This window comes from Citricoccus sp. NR2 (assembly GCF_027594385.1).
In the GTDB taxonomy this organism is placed as follows: Bacteria; Actinomycetota; Actinomycetes; order Actinomycetales; family Micrococcaceae; genus CmP2.
Genome location: NZ_CP115154.1, coordinates 2,560,798 through 2,586,698, shown reverse-complemented (window position 1 = coordinate 2,586,698; position 25,901 = coordinate 2,560,798). Strand labels below are relative to the sequence as shown.

General features: G+C 62.4%; 45 protein-coding genes and 1 tRNA gene. 7 read left to right on the top strand and 39 right to left on the bottom strand.

The genetic code is table 11. From position 1 onward, the window contains the following. Positions 1-15: 15 nt before the first annotated feature. The 38 genes from terL to O1A05_RS11990 all read right to left on the bottom strand — a co-directional run bounded on the left by terL (position 16) and on the right by O1A05_RS11990 (position 18,545). Positions 16-1,515 (bottom strand): phage terminase large subunit, encoded by a 1,500-nt coding sequence (gene terL / locus O1A05_RS12170; RefSeq protein WP_270105469.1) that lies wholly within the window; start codon positions 1,513-1,515, stop codon positions 16-18. A gap of 32 nt (positions 1,516-1,547) precedes the next feature. After that, positions 1,548-1,619, bottom strand: a tRNA-Gln gene (locus tag O1A05_RS12165). Between the two features lie 100 nt (positions 1,620-1,719). Next, on the bottom strand, positions 1,720-2,349 hold the full coding sequence (locus tag O1A05_RS12160) for a hypothetical protein (protein ID WP_270105468.1): 630 nt from the start codon (positions 2,347-2,349) through the stop codon (positions 1,720-1,722). A gap of 151 nt (positions 2,350-2,500) precedes the next feature. Next, complete coding sequence (locus O1A05_RS12155) at positions 2,501-2,731, bottom strand: AP2 domain-containing protein (RefSeq protein ID WP_270105467.1); 231 nt, start codon at positions 2,729-2,731, stop codon at positions 2,501-2,503. A 485-nt stretch (positions 2,732-3,216) separates the two neighbouring features. Further along, entirely contained in the window at positions 3,217-3,858 is a 642-nt protein-coding gene (locus O1A05_RS12150; protein WP_270105466.1) for an HGGxSTG domain-containing protein, read from the bottom strand. A 199-nt stretch (positions 3,859-4,057) separates the two neighbouring features. Beyond that, positions 4,058-4,300, bottom strand: a complete 243-nt coding sequence (locus O1A05_RS12145; RefSeq protein WP_270105465.1) for a hypothetical protein — start codon at positions 4,298-4,300, stop codon at positions 4,058-4,060. Then, positions 4,287-4,628 carry a hypothetical protein gene (locus O1A05_RS12140; protein WP_270105464.1) on the bottom strand — a complete coding sequence of 114 codons (342 nt, stop codon included), beginning with the start codon at positions 4,626-4,628 and terminating at the stop codon, positions 4,287-4,289. Before O1A05_RS12140 ends, O1A05_RS12145 begins: the two co-directional genes overlap by 14 nt. Positions 4,629-4,975: 347 nt before the next feature. Further along, the gene (locus tag O1A05_RS12135; protein ID WP_270105463.1) at positions 4,976-5,407 is read right to left on the bottom strand and encodes a hypothetical protein; all 432 of its coding nucleotides are present in this window, start codon (positions 5,405-5,407) and stop codon (positions 4,976-4,978) included. Next, positions 5,400-5,684, bottom strand: a complete 285-nt coding sequence (locus O1A05_RS12130; protein WP_270105462.1) for a hypothetical protein — start codon at positions 5,682-5,684, stop codon at positions 5,400-5,402. The genes O1A05_RS12135 and O1A05_RS12130 overlap by 8 nt, the downstream gene beginning before the upstream one ends. Positions 5,685-5,688: 4 nt before the next feature. After that, entirely contained in the window at positions 5,689-5,988 is a 300-nt protein-coding gene (locus O1A05_RS12125) for a hypothetical protein (RefSeq protein ID WP_270105461.1), read from the bottom strand. After that, positions 5,981-6,289: a hypothetical protein gene (locus O1A05_RS12120; protein WP_270105460.1), complete on the bottom strand. Its 309-nt coding sequence runs from the start codon at positions 6,287-6,289 to the stop codon at positions 5,981-5,983. Before O1A05_RS12120 ends, O1A05_RS12125 begins: the two co-directional genes overlap by 8 nt. A 444-nt stretch (positions 6,290-6,733) precedes the next feature. Next, positions 6,734-6,904, bottom strand: a complete 171-nt coding sequence (locus O1A05_RS12115; RefSeq protein ID WP_270105459.1) for a hypothetical protein — start codon at positions 6,902-6,904, stop codon at positions 6,734-6,736. Further along, positions 6,897-7,274 carry a hypothetical protein gene (locus tag O1A05_RS12110; protein ID WP_270105458.1) on the bottom strand — a complete coding sequence of 126 codons (378 nt, stop codon included), beginning with the start codon at positions 7,272-7,274 and terminating at the stop codon, positions 6,897-6,899. Before O1A05_RS12110 ends, O1A05_RS12115 begins: the two co-directional genes overlap by 8 nt. Position 7,275: 1 nt before the next feature. Beyond that, entirely contained in the window at positions 7,276-7,614 is a 339-nt protein-coding gene (locus tag O1A05_RS12105; RefSeq protein ID WP_270105457.1) for a hypothetical protein, read from the bottom strand. Then, on the bottom strand, positions 7,611-7,985 hold the full coding sequence (locus tag O1A05_RS12100) for an HIT family protein (RefSeq protein ID WP_270105456.1): 375 nt from the start codon (positions 7,983-7,985) through the stop codon (positions 7,611-7,613). The genes O1A05_RS12105 and O1A05_RS12100 overlap by 4 nt, the downstream gene beginning before the upstream one ends. After that, entirely contained in the window at positions 7,982-8,113 is a 132-nt protein-coding gene (locus tag O1A05_RS12095) for a hypothetical protein (protein WP_270105455.1), read from the bottom strand. The genes O1A05_RS12100 and O1A05_RS12095 overlap by 4 nt, the downstream gene beginning before the upstream one ends. 201 nt (positions 8,114-8,314) lie before the next feature. Then, positions 8,315-8,647 (bottom strand): VRR-NUC domain-containing protein, encoded by a 333-nt coding sequence (locus tag O1A05_RS12090; protein ID WP_270105454.1) that lies wholly within the window; start codon positions 8,645-8,647, stop codon positions 8,315-8,317. Between the two features lie 20 nt (positions 8,648-8,667). Beyond that, on the bottom strand, positions 8,668-8,805 hold the full coding sequence (locus tag O1A05_RS15765) for an HNH endonuclease (protein ID WP_442867691.1): 138 nt from the start codon (positions 8,803-8,805) through the stop codon (positions 8,668-8,670). A gap of 1,041 nt (positions 8,806-9,846) precedes the next feature. Continuing rightward, a complete protein-coding gene (locus O1A05_RS12085) occupies positions 9,847-10,209 on the bottom strand; it encodes a hypothetical protein (protein ID WP_270105453.1) in 363 nt (120 codons plus the stop codon). After that, positions 10,206-10,385, bottom strand: a complete 180-nt coding sequence (locus O1A05_RS12080; RefSeq protein WP_270105452.1) for a hypothetical protein — start codon at positions 10,383-10,385, stop codon at positions 10,206-10,208. The genes O1A05_RS12085 and O1A05_RS12080 overlap by 4 nt, the downstream gene beginning before the upstream one ends. Next, positions 10,382-10,549 (bottom strand): hypothetical protein, encoded by a 168-nt coding sequence (locus tag O1A05_RS12075; protein WP_270105451.1) that lies wholly within the window; start codon positions 10,547-10,549, stop codon positions 10,382-10,384. The genes O1A05_RS12080 and O1A05_RS12075 overlap by 4 nt, the downstream gene beginning before the upstream one ends. Next, a complete protein-coding gene (locus O1A05_RS12070) occupies positions 10,546-10,764 on the bottom strand; it encodes a hypothetical protein (protein WP_270105450.1) in 219 nt (72 codons plus the stop codon). Before O1A05_RS12070 ends, O1A05_RS12075 begins: the two co-directional genes overlap by 4 nt. A 286-nt stretch (positions 10,765-11,050) precedes the next feature. After that, positions 11,051-11,425 carry a hypothetical protein gene (locus tag O1A05_RS12065; RefSeq protein ID WP_270105449.1) on the bottom strand — a complete coding sequence of 125 codons (375 nt, stop codon included), beginning with the start codon at positions 11,423-11,425 and terminating at the stop codon, positions 11,051-11,053. A gap of 247 nt (positions 11,426-11,672) precedes the next feature. Continuing rightward, positions 11,673-11,954, bottom strand: coding sequence for a hypothetical protein (locus O1A05_RS12060; RefSeq protein WP_270105448.1), 282 nt, complete (start codon positions 11,952-11,954; stop codon positions 11,673-11,675). Positions 11,955-12,099: 145 nt separating this feature from the next. Continuing rightward, complete coding sequence (locus tag O1A05_RS12055) at positions 12,100-12,255, bottom strand: hypothetical protein (RefSeq protein ID WP_270105447.1); 156 nt, start codon at positions 12,253-12,255, stop codon at positions 12,100-12,102. Continuing rightward, positions 12,252-12,512, bottom strand: coding sequence for a hypothetical protein (locus O1A05_RS12050; protein WP_270105446.1), 261 nt, complete (start codon positions 12,510-12,512; stop codon positions 12,252-12,254). Before O1A05_RS12050 ends, O1A05_RS12055 begins: the two co-directional genes overlap by 4 nt. Beyond that, a complete protein-coding gene (locus tag O1A05_RS12045) occupies positions 12,509-12,814 on the bottom strand; it encodes a hypothetical protein (RefSeq protein ID WP_270105445.1) in 306 nt (101 codons plus the stop codon). The genes O1A05_RS12050 and O1A05_RS12045 overlap by 4 nt, the downstream gene beginning before the upstream one ends. A gap of 151 nt (positions 12,815-12,965) precedes the next feature. Next, a complete protein-coding gene (locus O1A05_RS12040; protein ID WP_270105444.1) occupies positions 12,966-13,130 on the bottom strand; it encodes a hypothetical protein in 165 nt (54 codons plus the stop codon). Continuing rightward, positions 13,130-13,435 (bottom strand): glutaredoxin family protein, encoded by a 306-nt coding sequence (locus tag O1A05_RS12035; RefSeq protein ID WP_270105443.1) that lies wholly within the window; start codon positions 13,433-13,435, stop codon positions 13,130-13,132. Before O1A05_RS12035 ends, O1A05_RS12040 begins: the two co-directional genes overlap by 1 nt. A 92-nt stretch (positions 13,436-13,527) precedes the next feature. Continuing rightward, on the bottom strand, positions 13,528-13,890 hold the full coding sequence (locus tag O1A05_RS12030) for a single-stranded DNA-binding protein (RefSeq protein WP_270105442.1): 363 nt from the start codon (positions 13,888-13,890) through the stop codon (positions 13,528-13,530). A 2-nt stretch (positions 13,891-13,892) separates the two neighbouring features. Beyond that, complete coding sequence (locus O1A05_RS12025; protein ID WP_270105441.1) at positions 13,893-14,768, bottom strand: hypothetical protein; 876 nt, start codon at positions 14,766-14,768, stop codon at positions 13,893-13,895. Then, entirely contained in the window at positions 14,765-15,607 is an 843-nt protein-coding gene (locus O1A05_RS12020; protein WP_270105440.1) for a PD-(D/E)XK nuclease-like domain-containing protein, read from the bottom strand. The genes O1A05_RS12025 and O1A05_RS12020 overlap by 4 nt, the downstream gene beginning before the upstream one ends. Then, the gene (locus O1A05_RS12015) at positions 15,604-16,818 is read right to left on the bottom strand and encodes an AAA family ATPase (RefSeq protein WP_270105439.1); all 1,215 of its coding nucleotides are present in this window, start codon (positions 16,816-16,818) and stop codon (positions 15,604-15,606) included. The genes O1A05_RS12020 and O1A05_RS12015 overlap by 4 nt, the downstream gene beginning before the upstream one ends. Beyond that, a complete protein-coding gene (locus O1A05_RS12010) occupies positions 16,815-17,015 on the bottom strand; it encodes a hypothetical protein (RefSeq protein ID WP_270105438.1) in 201 nt (66 codons plus the stop codon). Before O1A05_RS12010 ends, O1A05_RS12015 begins: the two co-directional genes overlap by 4 nt. 5 nt (positions 17,016-17,020) lie before the next feature. Further along, on the bottom strand, positions 17,021-17,176 hold the full coding sequence (locus O1A05_RS12005; RefSeq protein WP_270105437.1) for a hypothetical protein: 156 nt from the start codon (positions 17,174-17,176) through the stop codon (positions 17,021-17,023). Then, positions 17,173-17,355 (bottom strand): helix-turn-helix domain-containing protein, encoded by a 183-nt coding sequence (locus O1A05_RS12000; RefSeq protein WP_270105436.1) that lies wholly within the window; start codon positions 17,353-17,355, stop codon positions 17,173-17,175. The genes O1A05_RS12005 and O1A05_RS12000 overlap by 4 nt, the downstream gene beginning before the upstream one ends. Before the next feature lies 1 nt (position 17,356). Continuing rightward, positions 17,357-18,187, bottom strand: coding sequence for a Rha family transcriptional regulator (locus tag O1A05_RS11995; protein WP_270105435.1), 831 nt, complete (start codon positions 18,185-18,187; stop codon positions 17,357-17,359). Positions 18,188-18,293: 106 nt separating this feature from the next. Beyond that, positions 18,294-18,545: a helix-turn-helix domain-containing protein gene (locus O1A05_RS11990; protein ID WP_270105434.1), complete on the bottom strand. Its 252-nt coding sequence runs from the start codon at positions 18,543-18,545 to the stop codon at positions 18,294-18,296. A gap of 189 nt (positions 18,546-18,734) precedes the next feature. Between O1A05_RS11990 and O1A05_RS11985 the strand changes: the two genes are divergently transcribed. Genes O1A05_RS11985 through O1A05_RS11970 form a run of 5 tightly spaced genes read left to right on the top strand, consistent with a single transcriptional unit; the run spans position 18,735 to position 21,596 of the window. Beyond that, on the top strand, positions 18,735-19,184 hold the full coding sequence (locus O1A05_RS11985; RefSeq protein ID WP_270105433.1) for a hypothetical protein: 450 nt from the start codon (positions 18,735-18,737) through the stop codon (positions 19,182-19,184). Positions 19,185-19,216: 32 nt separating this feature from the next. Continuing rightward, positions 19,217-19,663 carry an ImmA/IrrE family metallo-endopeptidase gene (locus O1A05_RS15760; protein WP_442867635.1) on the top strand — a complete coding sequence of 149 codons (447 nt, stop codon included), beginning with the start codon at positions 19,217-19,219 and terminating at the stop codon, positions 19,661-19,663. Further along, positions 19,578-19,964 (top strand): helix-turn-helix domain-containing protein, encoded by a 387-nt coding sequence (locus O1A05_RS11980; RefSeq protein WP_270105432.1) that lies wholly within the window; start codon positions 19,578-19,580, stop codon positions 19,962-19,964. Before O1A05_RS15760 ends, O1A05_RS11980 begins: the two co-directional genes overlap by 86 nt. Before the next feature lie 43 nt (positions 19,965-20,007). Beyond that, positions 20,008-20,463: a hypothetical protein gene (locus tag O1A05_RS11975; protein WP_270105431.1), complete on the top strand. Its 456-nt coding sequence runs from the start codon at positions 20,008-20,010 to the stop codon at positions 20,461-20,463. 2 nt (positions 20,464-20,465) lie between these two features. Continuing rightward, positions 20,466-21,596 (top strand): tyrosine-type recombinase/integrase, encoded by a 1,131-nt coding sequence (locus O1A05_RS11970; RefSeq protein WP_270105430.1) that lies wholly within the window; start codon positions 20,466-20,468, stop codon positions 21,594-21,596. 150 nt (positions 21,597-21,746) lie between these two features. On the opposite strand, the gene O1A05_RS11965 is transcribed toward O1A05_RS11970, so the two are convergent. After that, on the bottom strand, positions 21,747-23,693 hold the full coding sequence (locus O1A05_RS11965) for an FAD-dependent monooxygenase (protein ID WP_270105429.1): 1,947 nt from the start codon (positions 23,691-23,693) through the stop codon (positions 21,747-21,749). Between the two features lie 243 nt (positions 23,694-23,936). On the opposite strand from O1A05_RS11965, the gene O1A05_RS11960 reads away from it, so the two are divergent. Together O1A05_RS11960 and ppk2 are read left to right on the top strand one after the other, a co-directional pair. Beyond that, a complete protein-coding gene (locus tag O1A05_RS11960) occupies positions 23,937-24,782 on the top strand; it encodes a MarR family winged helix-turn-helix transcriptional regulator (protein WP_270105428.1) in 846 nt (281 codons plus the stop codon). Between the two features lie 135 nt (positions 24,783-24,917). After that, complete coding sequence (gene ppk2 / locus O1A05_RS11955; protein ID WP_270105427.1) at positions 24,918-25,832, top strand: polyphosphate kinase 2; 915 nt, start codon at positions 24,918-24,920, stop codon at positions 25,830-25,832. Positions 25,833-25,901: the final 69 nt, after the last annotated feature.

Here is a 25,901-nt window from a genome sequence, read left to right as displayed (position 1 = left end):
GCCACCTCCAGGTCTTTAGTACGGGCTGATCTGCCAGTCATCGTCGTCGTCGAATAGGTCTTCCAGGTCGCCACCGCCCCGGGTAAGCGGGTGGAGGAGTAGCTGGTTGATCGCCTGCGTCATCGCGTCCACCGTGTCGTCATGGCCACCACCGGACCCGAAGTTGAACATCTCTTCCCGGAGGTCGGACACGTTCGGCACCAGTGCCGCGTTCGGCAGGTGCACGTTCCCCGAGTAGAAGAACGGGGACACGGCGTGGCCGCGCGCGACCTTCCCACCCTCCGGCTCCACCGGGATGATCCCTGGGATAGAACGTTGCAGGCTGTTGATGACGGCAGGCCCGTTCGCTTTGTTCTCCACGAACTTCTGTGTCGCCTGCGGCCATTTCGCTGCCAGCTCTTCGACCGCGCGCACGGACCGGTTGAAGTCCATGCGGCCGCGCACCTGATCCACCAGGTAGACGTCGGCGCCGATCCGCAACCACACCTGGCCGACCACATAGTCGGAGTGCTTGCCGTCAGTGAATGTCAGGTCGAAGGACAGGCACATTTCCTGGTCGGGTCGGTCCATGCCTGGCACCAGGTGGGTGCCGTCTGGGCGGACAGTCCACAACGCGGTGTCGTAGGTGGGGATATCGGCCGGGAAGACGCCGCCCTCGTCGGGGGTAGGCCTACCCATGTAGAGAGACGCCCATGACTTCGGCCCGGTGTCTCGGCGTCGCCGCTCCCACTGTGCTGCCGTCATGCCCCGGGTGGTCTCTAGCCATTCGCCGGGTGCGCGGCCGAGCGGGTCTGTCTCACCTTCGTCCGGGTTGTGGTCTGCGATGGCTGGCACGTTGATGACTCGCCAGTCACCACCGCCGTTCTCCGGTTTGAGGACCATTCCGCCCAGGTCGTCGTGCGCCCACCTTGTCATGGTGATAATGGCGGGGGCGCCGGGGGCGAGTCGGGTCATGGCGACTTCGCGCCACCAGTCCCAGTTGCGCCGCTGGTACACCTCTGATGCGGCGTCTCCGCGCCCCTTGGTTGGGTCGTCGACGATCATCAAGTCAGAGGGTCGCCCAGTGAGAGCTGACCCAATACCAGCAGTGAACACGCCGCCGTCTGACCCTGCGAGCATCCATTCCGATTGGCTGGATACGTCGTCGCGGATAGTGAGTCCTACCTGGTGACCGTGCTCGCGCACGTCGTCGCGGACTGCACGGCCCCACCGGCGGGCCACGCCCGTCTCATAGGATGCGATAGTGATGCGCGTATCCGGCCGTTGTGAGAGCACCCACATCGGGAATCTTCGGGATACGCGCTGGCTCTTCCCCTGCTGCGGCGGACAAGTTATCAGGAGGCGGGCGTCTGGGGTGTTGAATGCCCAGACGAGGACCTCGTCGAACAGGTCCATGAGCGGGGTCTGCTTAGTGGTCGGGTCGAGGGCTTGCGCCATGAAGCCAGGGGTTTCCCAGCGGACGGCGGGCGGGTCGAATTGCTGGGCGACGAGTTCCCAGACGGACGGTGCGGACATCGTGTGCCCTCCGTCCTCCTCAATGCTGTTCGCTCCGCGCCCAGGGTTCGAACCTGGACTGCCAGGGCCAAAACCTGGTGACCTGCCGGTTAGTCGAACGCGGATCGGGGGCACGCGCTCGCAACTGTTTGCGGGGTCGCGAATTACCCGCTATGTCACAGTCTACACTAACCGTCACCCTGATGGGTGCAGGGTGGTGTATGTTCAGGCAGCGGGTTCGCGCTCCATGCTGTCGAGGGTGCGGAGCACGTCGACCGGGTGGTACCAGGAGTACCCGCCTTTCGGTGATTTGATGCGCGGCTCAATCAGCCCCCGCTCCCTCCATTTACGGATCCGTGCCGCGGACACCCGGAGGCCGAGGTAGTGGTGGAGCCATGCGGACAGGTCGGCGGCCCGCATGACCCGAATCTGGCTCATGCGCCATTGCAGGTAGTCGTCCGTGTGGGTGGACTCGTCCTGTGCCTCGGTGAGCCTGTGGGCTGTGCTGACGCCCTGGTGGATGCGGTGCAGGATCTTCGCGGCGTCCGGGTCACGGTGCAGGGTGGGGAGCATCCGGGGCCATTCGATACCGATGTCCCGGGCGAGTTGCCACACCGCAATATTGAGCGCATCCCGGCGCTCGATGCCGCCCCCGCCGCCTTCTTTGTTCCTATTGGCGGGCCGGGCTTCTCCGCGGGCGATGAGGTCCAGGTCGAGGCGCTGTTCGGGGGTGACCTCGTCGAGCCTGGCCTGGGTGTCGTCGATGCACTGGTAGCACACGTAACCGTAGGGGGCTGGCCGCCCGCACTTGGTGGCCCCGGCCTCGCATTGGTGGGTTTCTTCGTCTACTCGCATCCGGTGGCTCCTTGCTGGTTGAGGGTGATGCTGGCGGCGAGCCGGTGGAGTGGGCATAGGTGGGCGTGCCACGCTATCCGGCACCCGCAGAGGTTGGTTTGGTGGCGGATGTAGAGGCGGCCGGGGCGCCCGCACCCGGAGACAGCGCAGGTCATGCCGGGGCCTGTTGTTCGAGGGCCCGGTCCAGGTCGTTATGGGTAAACAACTCCAACCGCTTAGCTCGCGCCGCCTCTCCGGCTTCTTCCGCGGTAACGAATAGCCCGAGGTGGTGCGTTTCCCCTTGATGTCGCACTGCGGCCGCGAACTTGCCGGTTAGCTTGTGGCGAGTCACGCCGCGCAGCCCTGTCGTGCTGTTCTTTCGCTCCGGGCGGAGATGTTGCATATTCTCGCTCCGCGTCACCAGCCGAAGATGGTCAATGTTCACGCAGGTGCGACGGTGGCATCTGTGGTCGATTTCCATTCCCGCCGGGATAGGCCCGCGCTCCTTTTCCCATGCGTACCGGTGGACCTTGACTGCCTTCCCGCCTGTGAAAATCACTCCGTACCCGTCGCCGGTTCGCCACCCTTGCCCTGACTGCGATCCGGTCCAGATGAGGCAGTCTCCTTCACGTTTCACCCTTGACCGCATTGCCTCTGCCGGATCGATGTACCTCCCGGAAGCCACGGGGTCGCCGGTAGCTTTCCACCTGCAGTAGTGCTTGTTGCACCACCCGCGAGCGGTAACGTTCTGTCCGCATCCTTCTATCGAGCACGTGGTCGGGGTGCTGATTACTCCGGCCGACCGCGCTTTCTGGTAGTGCTTCCTGCAGTACCCCTTGGCATAGAAGTTTCGGGTGCATCCCTTTTCGCCGCACTGCTTCGGAATCGTCATACTGCTGCACCTTCAAGCGCTCGGAGTTCTTCGGGGACGATGGTGGCGATCATGCTGGCCTGTTCGGGGGTGAGCTGCAGGCGTTGAATGATCCTGTGTATAACTCCGGCGAACGCGAGCGCTTCGGCCTCCCGGATCTTCACCTGCCGCTCGTCGATGCCAGCCTTGGCGGCGGCGGCAGTCCAGGTTGCCAACTGGTTCTCGGCCTCCCTGAGTAGCTTCCACCAGACGTTCTGCTGCGCTGATTCCACCTTCTTGTCTATTGGCCCCTCGGCGCTCATACCGTACTCGTGCTGCACGACACCCCATGCGAGTTCTTGTTCGCGGAAGTCGCGGACGACGGAGCGTAACCAGATCACTTCGGCGTGCTTGTACTGGATGAGCTGCAGCAGGGTTTCGACAGGGTGGAGTTGGGGCGCGCTGGGGTCAATGGTGCCGAGGACTTCGCGGACTTCGGCTTCCACGACGCGTTCGGTGGCTTTGCGTTTGGCTTGGGGACTGGCGCCGCCGTGGCGTCGGCATCGGGTTGCGCCGCGGGCGGGGTGGGCGCCGCAGGGCTCGCCGTTTTTCTTGCGCGCCCCGCAGATGGTGCGCCCGTTCACGGTCTGACCGGCGGCGAACTTCTTGCTGGTGGTCACTAGTCCTCACCTCCGCTATCGCCGTGGAGCTGGTGCACATTCCCGTCATCGTCAACGTATTTCCAAGTGTCGGAGAGTTTGGGCGCTGTGTCGCTGGTGCATGGCCATGGTTGTAGGTGGCGCACGCACATTTCGTCACTGACCGCGAACGTGCCGGCCTCGTCGCGTACGGCTACTCTGCCTAATTCGTGCTCGCCGCTCATGCCCGGCCTCCTGCCGCCACCCCGCGCACCGGTGTCCCGACGACACTGCATGTCTCGTCGCCGGTGAGTCGTAGTTCGTGGTCGCTTAGGGTGATGTGGACGCCGTCGAGGTATGGTCCGCAGACGACGTGTTCGGTGGTCACGCCGAGGTCTTGTAGCACCCCGGTCACGTCGAGCCCGTCGGCTTGGACGTGGATGCGCTGCCCGATCATGGCGGGGGACAGGTCACGGGTTCTCATGGTTGGGCTCCCAAAGGACGGTGGCAGGCAGTGCGAGTTGGTTGGCGTACCAGTGTCTTTCCGAGTACCAGTCGTTCGGGTCTCTACGGCTCATTTGTGCGACAATTTCGTCAGCGTCGATCACGGCACTGCCCAGGGGTAGTGCACGGAGTTCGTCTACTGTGGTCACTCTTTTCTGCAGGTACGGTAGGGCGGCTTCGAGTGCTGCCCGGGCCTTTGCTGTTGAGTTTTCCCACTCCAGGGTGGTTGCATCTACGGTTTCGCCGGGGTATTCGATCTCGTAGATTGCCCAAGTCGCTATCTCGATGGCCAGTTCGGGGATCTTCATTTCTGCCTCCTTCCGCAGTTGGCACACGTGGTGCGCTGGTCGTCCGGCCCGTAGTCGTGCCCGAAGATCAGGCAGTCGGCTTCTCGCACGTTGTCTTCAATCCACCCGAAGATGCCCACTGTCGCCTCCGTTCGCGTGGTGGTTGAGCCTGGTCAGGCTGGTCTGGTGGTGGGGGAGGGGCTGGTGGAGTTCCTGGTCGAAAGCGAATGAGGCCCTGTTTAGTACCTCTGCGGTTGCTTCAGCCGTCTTGCCGAAGCGAATGAAAAGGTCAATCGATTCCCTGATTGCTTGCTCGCCTCGCAGCCCGTAATACTGAAGCGCTTTAGCCATATCGAGTACCCGGTTGCTCACGTCTCGCCTCCCAGGCGCATGGTGATTGCCATACGGAGGACGGCTGCATGGTTTATGAGGCGACCCGCGTCAACCTGCATTCTGACCGCCATATCTTCGGGTAATCCCTCGGCCTCGCTCATCGCCGCGTGCCCCCACTCCTCCCAGTGGCCACACACCTCCAGCACGGCTTCGAGCGCACGGGCCAACTGCGGGGCGAGATGCCTGTACTCGGCGATCAGGTCGGCGTCCTCATTATTGGTCGGCAGGGATATTTCACAGGCGTCATTGACCGGGTATCCCGTCCACCCTTCCGCATAGACTCGCGCCGGACGGTAGTGAAGGCCGTTATCTGAAACGCTCTCAGGGTCCATCACCCACGGCCCGTCGGTCGCTTTCTCGTCCAGTTCTTTCACCCGTGCCAGCAGGGTGCGGATTGGGTCAGTCATGGTCGGCCACCGCCTCATAGGTCGCCTCGAAGATGTCAGGCTTGCAGGGGTAGAACTCGCCCTGAACTCCGCGGATGATCCAGTCACCCAGGCTTGCCGTCATCGTTCCTTCGAGCGTGTGAATGAATAGCCTCTCATCGAATTTGCTCATCACAACTGGGATCACCTGCCCCTCAGGCGTGACACTCTCTGCCCACCGGCAAATCGCCAGGTGCACACGAATGTCGTCCAAGACCTGCATCGCCTCAATCTCCACAGGCTTCTTGCGGTACTTCATTGGGTCACGCATTGTCTTCTCCGTTCAGTCCGAGGCGGGCAATAATCGCGTTGCGCACCTGGTCCGCCTGTCCTGGGAACATAGCCGAGCCGTTCGCGTAGGTGGCGACGCTCAGCGCGATCAGGTTCGCCGTGCGTTGCTCGTAGGCGAGGGCGAGGGTGGCTTCGGTATTGCGGGCCAGCTCGGATAGCAGCACGGTTTCGTCGGTTAGGCCAGCCTCCGAGATGTAGTGGTCGTTGATCGTCTCGGGGGGAGCGATCTGCGGCCCCTCGTACACGTGCGGATTGCCCTGCATGTCACTCATCGTTCTTTCCTTCCTGCTCTAGCTGGTCGGCGCGGTAGTTCGCGGCCACTTCTCGCATCAGATCACCCACATACACGGGCGAGCCGTCATCACGGCGAAACACGACGAAGGGCATTCGGGTTGAGTCTGCAAAGTCGCACAGCGCCTCCGCTTTCGCTTCCCGGCGCACCTGGTCGAGGAGGCGGTCGAGTGCTTCACTCGGGTCAGCGCTCGTCAGCTCTGGGCGATATGGGCGCGATGTCCACATCCAAGCCTCGAGAGCGTCGCGCACCTCTCCCGTCGTCGGGATATAGTCATTCATTTATGCCCTCCGTACTTGTGATCCAGGTGATTGTGGCAACGCTTGCACCGGGGGTCGTATTGCGATGTATCGGTACTGAAAACAACTAGATAGTCGCCCCGTAGCTCCGTAATCTCGCTAACTCCGCTTCTGCTGTATGACCAATCATTGGCGGGCTTTCCGCAGTCCTTGCAGTCGCGACCGCTAGCAGGTCCTAGCTCCCTGGCAATGCGTAAGTGCACCGCGTTATATGAGGCAGGGTTGGGCGCTGACCTCCAGTGCCCGCAGGATTTTGTTACCCCTGAGCGGAGGTGCGTTCCGTATGTCTCGAAAATTACTCCGCAGTCGCACAAGCACTTCCACTTGCGGGTAGTAATCCTCTCAATGGTTACAATCGCCCCATATCGCTCTCCTGGCTTCATCCACTTGTATCCGGATGGTGGTTTCTCTGTCGGCGTGTACTGCTCACTCACCCTGCTCACCTACTTCCTCTACGTCTGTGACTTCACCGTCGAGCGACTCACTGATGTCAGGCGCATAGTCTGACCAGATTCGCCGCGCTTCCTCGGCGCCTTCAGCCTCCACGAAGTAGATCTCCCTTACGCGTCCCTCCCAGGTGACCTGGAACTCAGGCATCGTTCTCACCCCGCACTTTGTCGAGGTCGAGCACGCCACCAAACGAGGTGATGCGCTCTGGCTTGAGGGTGAGGCGGATGTGTGTTTCGGCATCAAGTCCGGTCCAGTACCCTTCCCTGTCTCGCGTAAGGACTGTCGCAGAAACCCCTTCACCCAAATCCACGTCATAGATAACTGACCCCGGCGTGTCAGGTAGCTCTGGTTTCGGCTGGTGGTCGATCCCCAGGGCGGTGAGAAGGCGACGGAAGCTGGTGACCTCTCCATCCATGACAACATCGCCGCGACTGAGATGGTCGATGGAAACCGAGAACCCATCTGCCACCGCCGCCTCGTGGATCGCCGCTCGTAGTTCGTCGTCTGTCCAGGCCATGTCAGTCCTCCTCCTTTGCGACGATCTTCGCGGGGGACCATCCGGGGCTGAAATCTCCGCTGCCCCGATGCCCCCCGCCACCGGGTTCTATCCACAGCTCCTCGGAATCGCACCAGGCCCACGGGTTGCCACCCGCGTCGAGAATGACTTCGTGGTACAGCGGATCTGGCGGGGTTGTCGATGCCTGCGAGGCTTGCTTGCCCAGGTCGTAGGCGGCGCGGGCGAAAGACGAAAACAGAATCTTGGAGTGCTTCCCCAGGTCATCAAAGAACGTGGACTTGTCTTGGCTCGCGTCCCACAGCTCGGCGATCTTCTCTTCTGTCAGCTCGTGCTCGGTCATGGGGTTTTTCCTTTCGAGGTTTTGCCCGAGTACCAGGGCAGGGCGAGTCCGTCGTTCTCCTGTCGGGGTACAACGTGGACGTGAAGGTGGAAGACGGATTGTGTGGCAGCTGGCCCGATGCTGGTGATGATGTTCGCGTCACCGAGGATGCCCTGGGAGCGAGCGTGGGCAATGTAGGTGGAGGCGTCGTGCATGACCTCCGCCGTGACGGACGGGTCCTCTGCCGCGTCGCGCACATGCTTGCGGGGCATGAAGATCACGTGCCCCTCGGTGACCGGGCTGAGGGGCACGATGCCGAGCGTGGAGATGCCGTTCCACACGGTCTGGTGCGGCTCTGTGCCGTACAAGATCTCACAGAAGATGCAGTTCACGATTCGACCGCCTTCCGGTGTTTGCCTTGTGGTTCTGGTGCCAGGTATTCCCGCCGCGCAAAGTCTGCGCGGTCGAGGGTGGGCTGTATCGCGGCCATGATGAGGGCGCGAATCTGTGCGGGGGTCATGCCTCCACCGCCATCTGATGACCCCACTGTGCGGCGGCACTATCGAAAGTCTCGCCACACGTGCAAGCAGGGAACTGCTCGGTCTCGGTGTAGTCGTGGCAATAGGCGGGGGCCAGAAGATTGTTCATTGGGGTTTCCCTTTCACGGGGTGGTTGTTCCGGTGGTGGTTCACCGGGTGGGTGTTACACACCCAAGCATACACTAACCTGCACTCTTGCGGGTGGTGAGTAGTGCATTTATGGTGCCGTCCTGCAGGTGGGTGGGGCGCCACACGTGGACCTCCTGGCCGGCGGCTTCCAGGTCAGCGATCCACGCTTTCTGATCGGCGGTGAGACGCCCCGACGCCCGCTTCAGCTCAGCCCAGATCACCCGCTGCTGTGTCGGGTGCACCATGACCAGGTCGGGGAACCCGGGAACGGTCCTTCGTGAGTCTGTGACGTGATACCAGCGCCACCCGTGGAGTGTGGCGAGCTGCTGCACCGACCCCTGCAGCTGCCGCTCCGTCATCTGAGCCGCCAACACCGTCGAAGCCACAGAATCGATTCTGGCGGGCTTCACTTCAGCACCGACCCGGTGAGCGAGAAGCGGTCCCGTGAGTTGCGGCGCGCGTTGTTGCACTTGGCGTGAGTCAGTCGGAGGTTTTCGATTACATGGGCGGAGCGGGGGTCACTCACGGGGATGATGTGGTCCATCTCGACCGGCGGATACAAGGGTTCCCCGCAGATCTGACAATCGTTGCCGTCCCTGTCGAGCAGGTCAGCTTCCGTGACTAACTGATTCCCTAGTGGTGGCAGGTTCACCGTCTTCCGAGCTGCTTTGTAGCTGGCCAACCTGTATCGCTCTGGTTTCAGCGATGCCCTGCTCTTGCATTTGCTGGTGCAGTACTTTGCGCTCTTCCTAGATCCGGGCATTTCTCGTCCGCATGCGGCGCACGTTTTCATTGTCGGTCCCTTCTGGGGTGATTCGTCAGATTCGATTCTGTGGGGCTACTGAAGCTGCGGACGAGGAATCCCCCTCACCACGGTTCCCCGTCGCTCTCAGCCCCGGTTCTGTCCGTCCTTGACGGTGTTTCATCGTCTACACCATTCGACACCACAAAATGCACTCCCAGTTTGTCGAGGGGCCGGTCACCGGCTTTGATGTCCGCCCAGCACCCTCCACAGTCGGTTGCTCCGCGGGGGTCGTAGGGGTGGTCGGGGCATGGGGTTGTGGGTTGGGCTACGCCGGGGTGTGGTCTGGTGGTGTCCCAGTGGGGGCCGTCGTTCACGTATAGGTTGGGGGTTCTCATTCGGGGGTCGTCTTGGAGTGCGTAGGCGGTGAGGGCGGCGTGGGCGTGGTGGTAGTTGGCGGCGTGGGGGAGGTCGATGGTTCGGGGGCTGCCTCCGGACGTGGCTGCCCAGGTGGGTCCGGGTTGGTTGGTGGTCCAGTCGGGGCGGAGGGCGAGTGCGTGGTAGTGGAGGGCGTTTGCTTGGTCGGGTGTGCATTGGTGTGGCATTGCGGGGTGTCACCCTTTCGTGTGGTGTGGGGGTTTCTTTTTTCGTCGGTCGTGGCGGTTCTCGCGCCCGTTACGTTCCGTAACGATTTCGACGAAGGAAATCTCATGTTGGTGATTAGAGACCAACGGAACCTTGGTCTACCAAGGTGAGTTAAGTAATCGTTACCGTTACCGTGCATCAATTGGTGCGTAGCGAATTGCGGGGTTGCATTGCGGCCCGGTATGCGGCCCGCATGGGTTATGTGGGGTCTTTTTTCTGTTTGTCCCAGCGGGCGCGTGCCGCTTCTGACCTTTGTTTCTTTACCCTGTCGACGTACTGGCGGGATGGCTGGTAGTCGTCCCAGTCGTGCACTTTGTAGCCTGTTTCGGTGGCCGTCCAGAGACCGACCTTGACGAGTAAGTTGGCCTCTCTTTTTGTGGCGTGCAGGAAGGGTAGTGCGGCGCTCGGAATATCTCCGAATGTGCCCTTGTCTCCGCAGTAGGAGAGTCCGCAAATGTAGGCGAATGCGGCCTTGTGTCCACCGGTGCGGGAGAGCAGTTCTAGGACTTTCGGGTTCGATGGGAGGCGGCTGTCGAGGCGTACCCATGGGAGGACGCTCATTCTTCACCTCCGGGGATTTCGATGACGAGATCGTAGATGGTGTCGTCGTTATCGATGGGCTGGAATGCTGGCTGACTGTCGGGGGCTTCCCCGATGTACTCGATGAGGTCGAGGGTGCGTTTCAGTTCTCCGAGGGTTGTTTTTCCGGGGATGATCTCGAGCTTGATGGTGATCACCGCTTCCTCCTGTGTTCGTAGTGTCTGGTGGTGAGTGTGGTGCCGTCGCCGTAGTAGTCGGCCCATTCGACATCCACGGCCCGCCTGTCTACCCAGTGCAGCCAGACCCAGCCGGTCGATGTGCGGACGGGCCAGAGTGCGAAGAATGAGTGCCAGTCGCTCACTGGTCCTCCTTGGGGTCTTTGACGATGAAGATCGTGTGCGTGTCGTAGTGGCTGGGGTAGGTGCGCTCAGCTCCGGGGCGGAGCACGTCGACCTCGAATTGTCGTGGCCCTTCCATGCGGATCGCCAGTGTGGTGCTCGGGTCAAGCCCGAGCGCTTCCACGGCTTCGATGAGTTGACTGTGGGTGATCTGATGGGGGACTGGTCGGGTGTGCATCAGTAGTAACCTCCTGTGAGTGCTTCTCGGCATCCCATGCGTAGGGTGCTGTTCGGTTCGCCCGCGTGCCGTGCCTCATGGCAGTTGGGGCAGGTGCGGGTGCGTGGTGCGCACAGGTGAAAGCGCGTTTTCATGAGCACGAGCATGTTGGTGGTCTCGATGGCCCCGCATTCCTGGCATTGCAGGTCCCACTCGGTGCGCTTGCCCTCCTGCTCTCGCTTGCCGACGATGCCTGTTGTGCACCCTGGGAGAGTGGGTAGGAGGGCGGGGAATAGTGTGTCCTGCATTAGATCGCCTCCACCTGGTGGTCGAAGCACATGACAGGCTTACGGCGCAGGTGGAATGCGACCAACCAGACTTGTGTGCTCTCGCAGGGCAGGAAGCATGGAGGGTCGCCGTAGTGGTAGTACTCGGTGACGCCTTGCTGGATGGTCCGCCACCCCACAATTACGCCGGTTTCTGCCGGTGCTTCCAGCTCGACGAGACGGGTTCGGAGTAGGCCATACTCGGTACGTCCTGGCTCGGATTTGATCTGGTCCCAGGCAGCCTGTGCTTCGGTGTATATGTGGGCACTGTTCGCAGGCCTCCATGTGATCCGGTCGCGGACCTTATCGGCCGTCCCGCTGATTCGGATCTGCTGGCCCAGGGTGAAGGTGGTCATTTTTCCTCCAGCATGTCGAGTGCGTCGGTCTGGCCGGGCACTTCTTCGTCGATGAATGTGAGAGAGGTGGTTTCGACGTAGCTGTCGTGATCCACGCTCCACGTAATGGTGTTGCCGTCGCGGGTGACCTCATTCCCGGCGTCGCGTAGCTGTTGTGCACGGCGTGTGCATGCAGCCTGCGCGGTGCCATCTGACCAGTGCTTAGCGGCCCTTTCGGTGATTGCTCTACTGACCCTGACTAGGCTCATCACAAATATCCGCTCTCTCTCGCGTGCGGGTGGGTGGCGAATCTTTCCCACACCTGAATGAATTTCTGTAGCTCGGCCCCACTGGTGAATACGGGGGTGGTGCTGCACATGTCTGCCCGCGCCCGCCAGTACTCTGCGGCGCACTCAGCGTCGGTGAGCGATTTCCACCCGGCCAGGGTGTCGCCGTAGCAGGTCAGTGGCACTCCGCCCTGGTGGTAGTGCGGCTCGGCGACGCTCTCGCAGTTGCACAGTGGCAGCGGATCATATTGCATCTCTTTCACGTCCTGACTCCTTTCGCGTGGTGTCCGGTGGTGTGGTCCCAGGTGGTCCCGCATCGGCAGGTGAGCCACGTGCATTGTTTGCAGTGCGGGTCTGCCCAGGTGAAGTCGGCGCCACAGGATGGGCAGTGCTTGTGCTGGATTCCCTTCATCGCAGGTGATCCCGTTCTTGTTCTGCGGCGTCGATGGACTCGATGATGAGTTCGGCGTCATCTGCGTCGAGCTCGTACACGCGGCCGTCGATCATGGTGATGGTGAGCGTGTCCGTGCCCGTCGAGTAGGTGGTGTGCTTGATGCTGCTCATGGCTGGTCCCCGATTTTGTAGCGGCCGTCCCGGATGGCGTGCAGGTGCGCATTCAGACCGTGCTCATCCCGGCAGGGCATGCACACGCTGGTGTCGATGGGGAGGCCGCTCTCGTCCCAGGTGTGCGTGCTGCCTGCGAATTGTCCGCCGCAGTCGCGCAAGCACCACCCGCATGTCGTGCCATGCCCGCGCCACACCGTCAGGACCGGCAAGACAGCCTCACCAAGCAGGTCGTCAAACGTGGCCTGGTCAGTCATGCCGCCACCGCCTTGATAACCGCGCTCCGGGGTCGGGTGGCTTCGTAGAGTGCGTCCCGGCGTAGTGCGCAGATTTCGGGGCTGTCATCCTCGTGCAGGGCCGGGCGAGCCGTGCGCTGTTCAAGGGTGAGGGTGTCCCGGTAGGGGACGTGTGGTTCTGGTGGCCTTGTGAGCAGGTAGATCCGTTGCTCTTGCTCTTGGGCGATGATTCGTAGCCGTGCCACCTCTTTCTCGAGCCATTCGACACGTGCCCGGGCGTCGATGGGCCACCGGTCTCGTGCTGCTCCACGCTGATAGCTCACGGTTCTCTCCGTTCCTGGTCGAGTCGTTCTTGTTCCCGCTGCCACACTTTTTCGAGCCGGGATTCCTCCAGCCGCTCAGCGGAATGACACGGGCACTGGTTCTGCCGGCCACATGAGTACGGGGTCCAGCAGCAGGAGCGCTTACACGTGTTCATTGCCGGACCTCGAATCCGCGTGCCAGCTCGGCGACCTCGGGGTACTTGGTGCGCTGGTCCGCATCGGTGGCGCGGTGCAAGTGGTAGGCGTTGCCCCGGTCGTTGCCAGGGCCGGGTAGCGGGTAGGTCTGGTGGCCGTGAGTGTCGTGGACGGTCCCCATTACGCCACCTCTTTCGGGAAGTGCTGGGCTACCCGGTGGATGTCGAGGCCGTGCCAGTGGTCGATGAGCTGGCCGTCCTGATGGATCTCGATGACGGGTGTGCCGCTGTAGCCGAGTGAGCGGACGCGGGCCAGCGCGTCAGCGTCCTGGGTGATGTCGATCTTGTTGTACGCGGCCCCAGCGGACTTCAGTGCCCGCTCCAGTCCGATGCACGGACCACAGCCCGGTTGGCTATACAGGACGGCTACGGGCTTATCCGCGCTGATCTGCTCGGCTCTCGTGGTGGTGATGTCGGTGATCGTCAAAGGTGTCTCCTGAATGCTCTGATGTTGGTGGGGTGGTGCCCGCTCCGCGGCTTGCACGCGGCGCCCAGCTCGGTCCTGGTGCGGGCTGCAGGTCAGAAAGCGGGGTCTTCCCACCCGCCCGTGCTGCGCGGCTGTGCCGGTTTGATGAGGTCCACGCCGATGGCCCGCACGTCGAGGCTCATCCCGGGGCCGTTCTGCGACTCGTAATCGCGGCGCCACAGATCACCCGCAACGCGGACACGCGCGCCCTTGAGGACATGATTCGCTAGAGCTTCGGCGACCGGGCCGAAAACGGAGACGTCAAACCACTGTTGGCGCAAGGTTTCCCACTCGCCGTTGTCGAGCTTCCTTGAATGAGACTCGCTGACGCTGAACGAAAGCACTGGGTCGTTATTCTTCGTCCATCGGAGTTCCGAATCACGGCCCACGTTTCCGGTAAAAATAATCTGAGCCATGATCAGGCCACTCCTTCTTCATCCTCGGACTGGGAGGCCAGCACGATGTCGCTGACCGCTTGCAGAATGTCGTCGTACCGGTCAGCTGGGATGTCCTTCCACGCGGTGAGCTTGATCCCGGTGACTTCGGCTGCCAGCGCGCCCATTTCTTTGGCGTCCTTCCCAGCGGCCGCGCCCGCCTTCTTCAGGTCGTTCCACTGGTCCTGGGTGATCGTTGCGGGGGCATCCACCGCCTCCTGCGCGGGTGCCGCCTCGACGGCGCGCGGGGTGCGGGCAGGACGTGACGGGCGTTCACCCATGTCCTCCAGCTCCACCTCTTCCACCGCATAGGCGGCCACACCAGTGAGCACGTCCGGGGCGATAGTCCGGCACGCCTCCGCCTGCGCTTTCGCGGTAAGCATCGCGATTGGGTCAGTCTGATACTTCGCGTTGGAGGTATACCCGGCCTTCTTGGCGCGGTCGATGGTCCACGTGAACTCTTGCCACTCGGAGTCACCGCGGCGACGGGCCTGCACGGTCACAGACTTGTCGGTGGCCTCGGCTCGAACCAACTGGTGCCCGGCAGAGAGGACGATAGCGACCATGGTGCGGGCGTAGAGCGCAGGTCGCCCATGCACCACGAAAATGTTCGACAGGCTATTCATCGGGTCGAGACCGAGAGCCTTTCCAGCGAGGATCGCGGCGGCGGCCGCCTCCGGTTTGCCCCGAAAATCCTTGGGCACGAAGTCGGTCTGGCATAGGGCGGTGCCCAGCCGGTGGGCTGCGTCGAGTTCCTGCGCCCACTCGGCTAGCTGCACGGTTCCAGCGGTCGGGCTGGACAGGATCGTGGCAGGGCTGGTGTCCAGGCCGGTGGTGTCTCGGGTTGCAATCTCGCTCATGACTGGTTCTCCATTTCCTCGTTCTTGATGCGCTCCCACGCGGTTAGGTTTTGCTCGTAGATGCCCGTGTACCCGGGCCAGGTGTTTGTGCTGGTGGCGTCGCGCCACCGGTGTAGGGCGTAGCTGATGCGGTGCTGCGCGGCGGCCAGGGCGTCCGGGTGGAGCCGGTGCACGGACACCGTGAACGGCTCCGTTTTCTGTGCGGTCACGAACAACCAGTCCGGGGTGAACCCGGTGACTTCCCGCACCCCGTTCAGGTAGTGGGCGGCCTGGATGTAGTAGCCGAGGTCGCTGATCTGCTTCTGCACATCCGATGGGCGGGCGGAGCGCAACAGTTTCAGGTCCACGACCATGCCCCGGTCTGGGTGGTAGGCGTCGAGGCGGCCTTTGCAGGGCACGCCTTCCTGCTCCCAGAACAGCGACACCTCTGGCTGATGCCCGGTGAAGAGTGGTCCCGCGACAGGGTGCGCCATGACGGCGTCACGCATAGCTTCCACGGGGGTCAGGATGGTCTCGACCTCAGCGTTATTGATAGGGATCAGACCATCGTTGTAAGCCTGGTCTCGGGCTTCCTTCGCGGCGGTGGACCGGTAGCTGTCGGCGTCAATACGGGCCACCAGGTCATCCAGGGAGCCCTCCAGGATGAGGGCGTGTCCGAGGGTGCCGACGTCGTACACTCGCTTGTGCTCGTCCGTGCTCATCATGTGACGGGCTTCGGCCATGCTGATGTCCGGGTCGGACAGGGTCTTGATGCTGGTTGATCCGAGCCCTTCGGCTGCGTGGTACTCGGGTGCGGGCATCCCGTAGACGAGGTCCTGGGGGAGTGTCGTGATGGTCATGCTTTTACCTCTCCGTCTTCGATGATGATTCCGGTGCCGTCGCCGTTACCGACGACTTCCATCCACACCTGGTAGTCGTGCTCGGCGGCCATGTCTGCCACGATCTTGAGGTTGTCCTCGTCGAGCAGCGATCCTTCGGCGATGCGGATGACCCGTAACCCGGGGTTGAGTGCCATTGCCATTGCGAGGCTGACGCGGATCTGGGATGCGGTGTTGGTCTGCTTGAACGGGATTCCCTCGAAAGTGACGCCGTTCTCGTCGAAACCGAGCCCGGGGACGGGCATCTCAGCGGAGGCGAGGCCGTCAGCTTTGCGCTCATTGAGTACGTCCAGGGTGGATGTGAGTGCGTCCCAACTGCGTTTCAGTTCGGCCTTCTGCTCTGCCTTTTCGCGTGCCACGTTGTTGGCTCGGATCGCCGCGTTCGTGTCCTCCACGCTGGCTAACTGGGCTTCCAGGTCGGTGGTGTCCTGCACGTCGCCCAGGTGCGCCGCTTTCGCCTGAGCGTCACGCTGTGCTTGGTCAATGAGTTCCAGCCGCTCTTGCAGTGCCTGGATTTGGGCGACCACGTTGCGGCGCTCATCCTGGTAGCTGACGACCTCGTCGGCGATACGCTCGATCTGCCGGTTGCGGTCACGAACATTCTCGATCTGGTTGAGGATCTGCACAGCCGACTGCTCTTCGGTGGGCAGGCCCTCGTCTACGGCCACGTCGCCGATAGCCTTGCTCTGCCGGCCAATCTCGGTGCGTTGGTCGTAGATCCGCTTGCGCTCGGCTTCCAGCTCTGCCGGATCGAAAGGCAGATCGACCAGGGACAGCAGGGTTTCGAGCTGGTCCTTTTCGGAGAGCTGGGTGAATGCCAGCGGGTCCAGGGACAGCTTGCCTAACAGGTCGTTGAGCTTCTGCTGGCCCTTTGGGTATTTGGCGCCGTCACGGCTGGTCACGGTGAGGGTTGACCCGGATGCGGTGAAACGTCGTGTGACGATCAGGTCCTCGGTTTCGAGAACGATCTCCGCGTGATCCTCACCATCGCGAATTGGCTTCGGCGTGGCTTTCTTGTCCACGCCACCCAGTGCTGCGGTGATGCTGTCGAGTACGGATGACTTGCCCGCCCCGTTCTTGCCAGCGATGGTGATCACATTGCCCTCCGGCGTGATCTCCACGGCCTTCAAGCGCTTGTAGTTAGTGGATGACAGTCTGATGATCTTGCTCATTGGGTGTCCTTCCAGACGGTCCGGGCTACCAGTGCGGTCAGGCCCAGGGTGATGGTGATACCGGCGATGGTCAGGGCCGGGTGAGAGTGGTCAATCAGGTGGATCAGCACCTGTGGTGTGGCAATCACGGCGGCCACGGCGGCGCCGACCAGGACCGGGGTGATGGTGAGACGGGCGAGGATCTGATGCCACGGCATGAGGGTCACCGCCCCGCCGAGACGTCAGCCAAAAGGTCCGCCATGTAGGCGTCGTGGTGGTGGCGTTCGCACAGACCCGAGTCCTCCACCGCCGGCCAATCGCACACCTCGTCCGGCTCCCACCGGGCACCCTCATGGATGATGAAGCTGCAGGTGCTCATACCGCGCTCCGGTTGATGAAGTGATTCACGGCGGACTCGGTCGCGAACCAGTGCGCGCGGGACCCGGTGCCCTTCTTGATTCCTTTGATCTCGCCGCGACGAAGACGCTTCCGGGTGGTCTGGGGGTTCTCACCCAGCACCTCCGCGATCTTCTTCGCGGACAACAGCTTGGTCGGCATCTCAGACCACCGCCTGGAGGCTCCGGCGTCGCAAACGCTCCGTGTCGATGACCGCTATCGCCTCATCCAGGTCCCCGTACTTTTCGAGCACCCGATCCAAGAGGCGACCGATAGCCTGAGCTCCCGGTGGTGTCACCTTCAGCGTGTGGTCCACCTCGCCCTTGAATCGTGGGGCGTCGTGCACCATGACACGGTTGAAGTGGGATTTGTGGTTCGCGCGCTCCGAGTACCGGTACTGGGGAACCTTCGCCTTTCGCTTCTCCGAGTAGCGTTCTGAGGTCTCCCGGTAGATCCATTCGCAGGCGATGAGCAGGGCACGCAGCTGGGATTCCTTGACGTCCAGACGTGAGGCGACGGCGCTGATCTTGAGGTTGTCGCCGTCGGCCACGAACTGGTCAACATAGTTGGCCTTCGGTGCCGCGGCTTCGACCTCACGACGTAGCTCATTGTTCTCAGCCTCGGACTCCAGGACCATGCGGGCCAGATCGGCGCGGGTGAGCTCGACGGCCGGGCGGGACTGTATGGCTTGCGCCATCTCGTAGAACGCCTTGACGAGGGCGACCTTGAAGCGCTTCACCTGCTCCGTGTTGCGGAGGTAGGTCATCAGTAGGGTGGACTGCTGCTCATTCAGAAGCGCGACGCGGACAGGGTGCCCGCCCCCTGGGAGCGGTCGCATTTCAAATGCGACCGTCCCGAAGGTCTCCAGGTCATCGACGTTCTTGCCGATCATCTGCAGTACAGCGCGGTGCTCGACACCTGCACCCTCGGCGATGGTCTCCGATGAAACGGCGAGTCCCTGACCGGTGCGTTCGATAGTTGGTATGATGTGCATGACTGGCTTTCCTTTCTGATAGCAGTCGTTCATTGGGAGCCCTCCGGGTTTCGCAAGGCCCCGCTGGTGGTTCGGCGGGGCCTTTCCCTTTGCCCCGAACCGCGAGTTATGCGGCGTTGGCCACAACGGTAAACACTTCCGGGAAAAAAATAAGGTTGCCAGGGCACTTCAGTACCTTCTCCATGCTTTTCGCCGTCGACACTCGGACGTGCGTCTTCTTGCTATCAGTGAGCATCTGTTGGACGAGAGTGTGTGAGACCTTGGCGCGGCGGGCAAACTCCCGCTGGCTCATTTCCGACGCCTCCAAGTAGTCCCGGAAGCCTTGCTTATTGATTCGCATCGCGATTCGCTGATTCATTTTCACCTCCATCTAGCGTTGGGCATAACACTACACACCTTGCCAGGGCATGGCAAGTCGGCAAGTTTCCCGGCAAGTCGATTAGCCTATAAGTCATATAGGGGTAGGCGAATTACAGGGTTGTAATTGGTTGCCACCCTCGGCAACCAAGAATTTGCGCGACCGAAACCATGCATGGAGAGTTGACCCGTGGACGAACTGGCAAAGCTGATAGACGACGCGATGACTGAGAAGGGCATCGGCGTGAACGCACTCAATCGAGCCGCGGAACGCGCCGGCCTCAAACTCTCTGCATCCACCATCAGCCTTTACCGAAGAGGCGCATTCCCAAAGAGTGTTCCTGCTGAAACGCTCCACGCTTTCAGCGTGCTACTCGACATCCCTGAGCGCGACCTGCACCGGGCCGCATACGGCACGGGCGGTCCAACTGCCACTGCCGAGCGTGCCACTCTCGCAGAGTCGCTGGGGAAGCTGAGCCCACGCCACCGAAAGCTCGTGAGCCAACTGATACACGAGCTGAACCGAACCCAGGAAGATCCCAATGAATCAGAACCACAAGAATCTCGGGAAGACTATGGTCTTGCCGCCCACACCAGGAAGCCCGGCGACCCCGACCCAGACCAGGCCCCAGATTACTAATCGTGTCCGTGCCCTCAGTCAGGCTGGGGCGCATGAATCTCGACACGGTCGCCGAACGGCTGGGGTGCAGTATCGCCAGCGCGCACCCCGTCCTGGGGGACTGGGGGGAATACAACTCGGCCACGCACACGATCACCCTGCACCCAGCACTGTCTGGAATCCAGTACACGGCCACACTGGCGCACGAGCTGGGGCACGCCGCACACCGGCACGAGCAATCCACGCCGGCTACGGAGCGAGAAGCGGACTACTTCGCGCACTGGCTCCTCATTCCACTGTGCGGGTTCCTGCGAGCCGCTCAGGCGCACCACACCATGCAAGGGGTAGCGCACGAACTCGAGCTACTGCCATCCATGCTGGCCTCGTACGCGGGCAGGATTCGGGGGTGCTGTCATGAAAGGGCGCCAGGGGCCGGGCACGGGCGCGGTGCAGCGTCTCGTTCGGCAAGCACGGACACGACTCGAGCTGACACTCGATGACCTCTCCGCCCAGTCCGGGGTCGACCGGCGCACCATCATCAACATCGAGCAGGGGAACTCGGCGGGCTCAGCGACGACACGCCGCCGCCTCGAGCGGGCGCTCCGCATGACTGAGCACGTCCTCGACGATGTGGAGCAGGGCCCGAACCCGGAAGCCATCACCCTCGACCAGATCATGGATGCACACCCAGTTGTGGCGCTGTCCGACGCGGAACTGATCTGGGAACTAACCAACCGGCTGCAAGCACGCAACACGGAAATCGAGCAGCTGCGAGCACGCATCGCCGAACTCGAAAGCTAAACTACACGAACCACTCACACTTACCAGGGGAGAAGACTACCCAATGAGAACACGAACCACACTCACAGCGCTCACCGTTTCCGCCCTACTGCTCGCCGGATGCGGGGGAGAAGTTGACCCAGAACCGACTTCGACTCCGACAGAAAACCCAGTGGTTCAGGAGGCTGAGCCAACATCACTAGAGTATGAGCTCTGGTGGGAACCCGAGGACGGTTCAGATGCAATGCCCATCAACGGCCAATATCAGATCACCGGAATTGTGCCCGGCATCAACGAGGCTGGCGTCCTTATCCCGTCTGTTCACGATGACCCACCTCTTACTCAGGTTGGACTTCTCGACTCCGGGGCCACAAGTAGGCTTTACGTCACTACACTTGATCAGATTGACGGCGTCCTAGCCTGCGAGATCACCAACTATGACACGGGTGAAGTTGTCGATACCCAGAAGTCTGAGCCGGGGCCAGAACAGCAGGCTGTCTGCGAAGTGACCGCGGAATAGCCATGAGCCGAGTTGTTGACCTGTGGTTGCGGAGGGATAAGACGCGCACTGCCCGGTACGGCAAGGGGCTGCGCTGGCAGGCCGTGTGGACCGACGGGCGCGGCGGGGAGCTCAAAGAGTCCCACCGCACCAAAGACGCCGCACAGGCGTGGATCCAGGAGCAAGACGACAAGCGGCGACAGGGCTTCACCCCGGGCGGGCCACGCGTCACCGTCACCGAGGCCGGCCAGCGGTGGCTGACAGCACGGGTCGGGTGGGAGGCGAAAACCCGGCACGAGGTAGAGGCCACCTGGGAGAAGCGCATCCAGCCCCGCTTTGGTGACCGGCTCGTCGACCAGGTGACACGGGACGATCTGCGTGCCTGGGTGGCCGCCATGCAGTCTGAGGGCCTGTCAGCGCGCACCATCGACACCTACTTCGGGCGGGTCGTCGCGCTCTTCTCCTGGTGTGTGGCGGAGAAGATGCTGCCGGCTTCCCCGGCGACCGGGATTGAGTTGCCGAAAGCTAGGAAGCGGCCGCAGTTGTTCTTGCAGGTGGCCGAATTCTGGGCGCTTCACGGCGCCATGTCTGCCCACTACCAAGACGCGCTATGGCTGGACGTGACGACCGGGCTGAGGCCGGGGGAGGTGTGGGAGCTACGGGGCCGGGACGTTGGCGTCAGGCGCCGCCGGCTACGGGTCGAGCGGGCCGTGACCGAAGTGGACGGGAAGCTGGTAATCGGGTCAACCAAGACCGGTGAGCCCCGAGAGGTGCCGCTACTGGATGATGTGGAGACCATGCTGCAGGAGCGGGCGGAGCGGGCGGGGCCGGACGGGCTGCTATTCCCGACGGCCCGGGGATCCCAGGTGCGGGTCACGAACTTCAATACCCAGTACTGGACCAAGGCCGTGGAGCGGGCCGGGCTACCCGCCGGGCTGCGCATGTACGATCTGCGGCATACGGCGGCGTCGTGGGCGATCCGGTCGGGGGCGTCGGTGCTGTCCGTCCAGCGGATGCTCGGACACGCGACACCGACCGAGACCCTGAACACGTACGCCCACCTTTTTGAGGATGAGCTGGACCAAGTCTCGAAGGGGATCCGGGTGATGTTGGACCGCCACAAAACCGCCACAGGATCAGCGGATGCCGCATGATCATTGGGTGTTGGTACTCGTTTACACCGAGTAGGTCATCGGTTCGATCCCGGTAGGACCCACCACGAACACCGCGGGGTACCGTGCCAAGTGACTGGCACGGTACCCCCGCGGTCTTTGGTTCAGCCCGATCGGTAGAGGCCTATTCGCTTAGGAACCCAGCAGGAATCCCGAGAAGTAGGCGTCGAGCGTTGCGTAGTCATCCAGGGGCAGCACCTGGGCGACGTATTGGTCCGGACGCACCACGACGACGGCACCGGCATCACGGTCGATGCCGCGCAGCGAATAGATGTCCTCGGTGGCGGACAGTCCCGGAATCGAGCCGAGCAAGAACCCGTTGGTGACCTCGGCCGAGAACACCTTCTCGTGGTCCACCACCTGGAAAGGACCCTTGCGCGGATGCAACAGCTCGGGGAACGAGATCGGATCGACCTCGAGGTGCTTCTGCTGAACGATGGCGCGGACATCGAAGACGGCGTCGCGTTCGGCGTCGGCTGGAGTGAATTGGTTCAGTGCGGATACAGGGTCGGTGTCAAAACGCTCGCACCAGTTCCGGGCGGCCGAATCGGGGGCGAGCCCATTCCGGTCGGCGAACAGGTAGATCCGGAAACGACCGTCGGCGTCGTGGGTGTGGCCTAGCTGCAGCGGACGGGCATCCTCAACCCGAATCACCGGGGCGGAATGGAAACGCTTGCCGACCGGGTACCCGGGGGCCAGGTGCTGGTGCTCCGAGGACCCGGTGAGCAGCGACGGCTGATATTCGGTGGCGAAGCCGGCGGTGAAGGTGCCGCCCTCTACGAACTGGCGCTGGACATCGGAGGCTGAGACGGCGTCGTCGGAGGTAGTGTCGGCGGAACGAGAACCGACCATCTTTGACCAGCGCGTGTCGTAGTCGATGAGTTCGGCGGCGGTGACCTGGCGTTCCTGTGAATAGGTGTGGAGCAGGGACCCGGGTGCCCGTCCCTGCAGTACTGCGGCGAGCTTCCAGCCCAAATTGAAGGTGTCCTGCATGGAGACGTTCATCCCTTGACCGGCTTTGGCTGAGTGCGTGTGGCAGGCGTCGCCGGCGATGAAGATCCGCGGAGCATCGTCGCTCCGTCCGTCGACGTCGTCGAAACCATCCGCCAGACGCTGGCCGACTTCATAGACACTCCACCAGGCCACGTGTGCCACTGACACCGTGAAGGGGGTCATGATGCGGTTGGCCACAGCGATGACGTCGTCGACCTGCGTCCGAGTACGGAACTCGGAATCGGCGGGGTCAACGGTGCCCAGATCAACGTAGAAGCGGACCAGGTGACCACCCTCGCGGGGAATGATGATGATTGATCCCTGTTCGGAGCGGATCACCGACTTCTTGCGGATATCCGGGAAATCGGTGTCGACCAGCACGTCCAACACACCCCAGGCGTGATTTTGCGCGTCCCCCTGAAGCGCGCGGCCAATGGACTCGCGGACCGCGGAGCGGGCGCCATCGCAGCCGACCACGTAGCGGGCGCGAAGGGTGCGCGTGGTGCCGGTGGGCCGGTTGTCCTCGTCGGTTTCCGCGAGCGTGACTTCGACGGGATAGTCCTGGTCCCGATCGGTGGTCTGTGAGAGGTAGTGGTATCCGTAGTCCACTTGCAGGCGGGAGGGGGAGCGGGCCGCGTGGTCGAAAAGCAGCTCCTGCATGCGTGCCTGGTTGACGATGACATGCGGGAACTCGCTGAGCCCATCGGCGACATCTTGAATCGTGTCTGTGCGTTCTATTTCGGTTCCATAATGCGCGCTCGGAGCCCAGAATGTGGTCTCGTTGACCCAGTAAGCCTCATCGAGCAGTCGTGAGGCGAGTCCGAATGCGTTGAACATCTCCACGGTGCGGCAGGCCACGCCGTCGGCGTGCCCGCGCTGCAAGGCAGACTGGCGACGTTCGACCACGCGCGTGGTGATTTCAGGGAAATGGGAGAGCTGCGCGGCCAGGACGGCTCCGGCCGGTCCGGTCCCAACGATGAGCACATCAACCTGATCGGGCAGTGGACCTTGCTGATCGGTGTGGCCCGGGGCAGGAGCGGCAATGGCAGGATCGCCGTAGGTGTATCCGTCGAGATGGTACTGCATCGATAACCTTCTGTATACGTTCTAACTAGGATTCAGTGTACGCCGTGATCGTGACTCACGCCACTGAGCGATTGACGCGAGTCGTTTTAATTCCTCCATTGTCACGCCAGGTGTCGGTTATATGGGGTTCATTGGTATACGTTGTTCTTTCAGGTGCAACTGCGTCCAGTGGGGGTGAGAATCTCGCCACGGCCGGCGCGAAGTGTGGGCAAGTGCAAGGAAAGAGTGGGGAAGGCGGAGCCGATGGATCTGAGTCGTGCGGTAGGGCACCTGTTGCGCCGGGCGCAGCAGCGTCACGCGGAACTCTGGGCTGAGCTCGTGGACCCGGACCTGACCTCCTCACAGTTCGCAGTGCTGGAGGCTGTGGTCCACTGGGCAGACGACTGGGGTATTAGGGATCAGGGCAGCGTGGCCGGCCGTGCCGGACTAGACGTCTCCACCGGCGCCGAAATGATGCGCCGACTTGAGGCGCAGGGCTGGTTGCAACGGGTGCCGCATCCGCTGGATTCCCGGCGACGGGTGATTGAGCCCCGCCCGCCTGCTGCGGTGGTCGTGCGGGTCGTTCAGCCTGCCGTCCGTCAGGTGCAGGAACGCTTGTGTTCACCACTCGCGTCGGCGGATCTGGATTGGGCGATGCCCCGCTGGTTCGCGCTCGGTGACACTCAAGATGCGGCCGAGGCGCCGGGGCGGCCTGGGCAAGTATTTCGCCTAGCCCAGCAACGGCATTCACGGCTGTGGGGTCAGCTCGTCTCGACTGACACCACCTCGGTGCAGTTCGCCGTCTTGACCAGTCTGGAAACAGGGGAGCCGACCAAGCAGTCAGATTTGGCAGTACGTGCCGGGGTGGATCGCTCGACCGCGTCGTCGGTGATTCAACGCCTGGCGCGTCGCGGCCTGGTGGAACGCCAGGAAGGCCGCGATAAGCGGGAAAGGATGATCGGGCTGAGCGATGAGGGGCGCGCACTGCTCGGGGAGCTGACTCCCGCGGTGGAGGTGCTGCAGCGTGAGCTGCTCACGCCTCTGAATGAAGATGATCACCACCGGGTGATCGCGCTGTTGGCGCGGCTCGTCACGGAGGGTGACGGCTAAATAGCGCGGGGATCGTTCACCAGCTGTCTCCCCGTTGTCCACCGAAGCGTTGACGCATGCTGTCCCCACTGTCTATTTGTGGGAGACAATAGTGGGTGGTGTCATCGAGGCACCCGCTTGTCGTGAAGGAGACCCATGAAGCTGCTGAGTCCGGATTCCCCGCGCGAAAATCTTCGCGAGTTCATCGACAAGATGCGCGAAGGCGGATACACCATTGCCGATGGTCACACCCCGGACCCGGATCTGATCGATCCTCAGGGCAAAGCGGTCGAGACTTGGCAAGAGGATTACCCCTACGAGACGCGCCTGACACGGGAAGAGTACGAGCTGGAAAAGTACAAGCTCCAGATCGAGCTGCTCAAGCTGCAATACTGGGGCGAGGACACCGGCCAACGGCTGATCCTAGTTTTCGAGGGCCGCGACGCTGCCGGTAAGGGCGGCACTATCAAGCGGTTCACTGAGCACCTCAACCCGCGCACCGCCCGCACCGTGGCACTCAATAAACCCAATGAACGCGAGCGCGGTGAATGGTATTACCAGCGCTATATTGATCATTTCCCCACCGAGGGCGAGATCGTGCTCTTCGACCGTTCCTGGTACAACCGTGCCGGCGTGGAGCGCGTGATGGGATTCTGCACCGACGATCAGTACCACTCATTCATGGAGCAGACCCCGCTCTTCGAGAAGATGTTGGTCGACGATGGTATCCACCTCACTAAATTCTGGTTCTCGGTCACCCAGACGGAGCAGCGCACCCGCTTCGCTATCCGTCAGCTGGATCCGGTGCGCCAGTGGAAGCTGTCTCCCATGGACCTCGAGTCCCTGGACCGCTGGGAAGACTACACGGACGCTAAAGAGGCGATGTTCTTGCACACGGACACGGACCACGCGCCCTGGATCACCATCAAGTCCAATGACAAGAAGCGTGCCCGGCTCAACGCGATGCGCTACTTCCTGAGCCAGTACGATTACGAGGGCAAGGACCACGACGTCGTGGGTACTCCGGATCCGTTGATTGTGCGGCGCGGTCGCGAGGCCGTCGGCGACTGATTCGCGATGGTGTGAGGTGTGCCCTCGCACCGTGGGGCGGCGTGCCAAACCGGGCGCGGGTGCGTAATC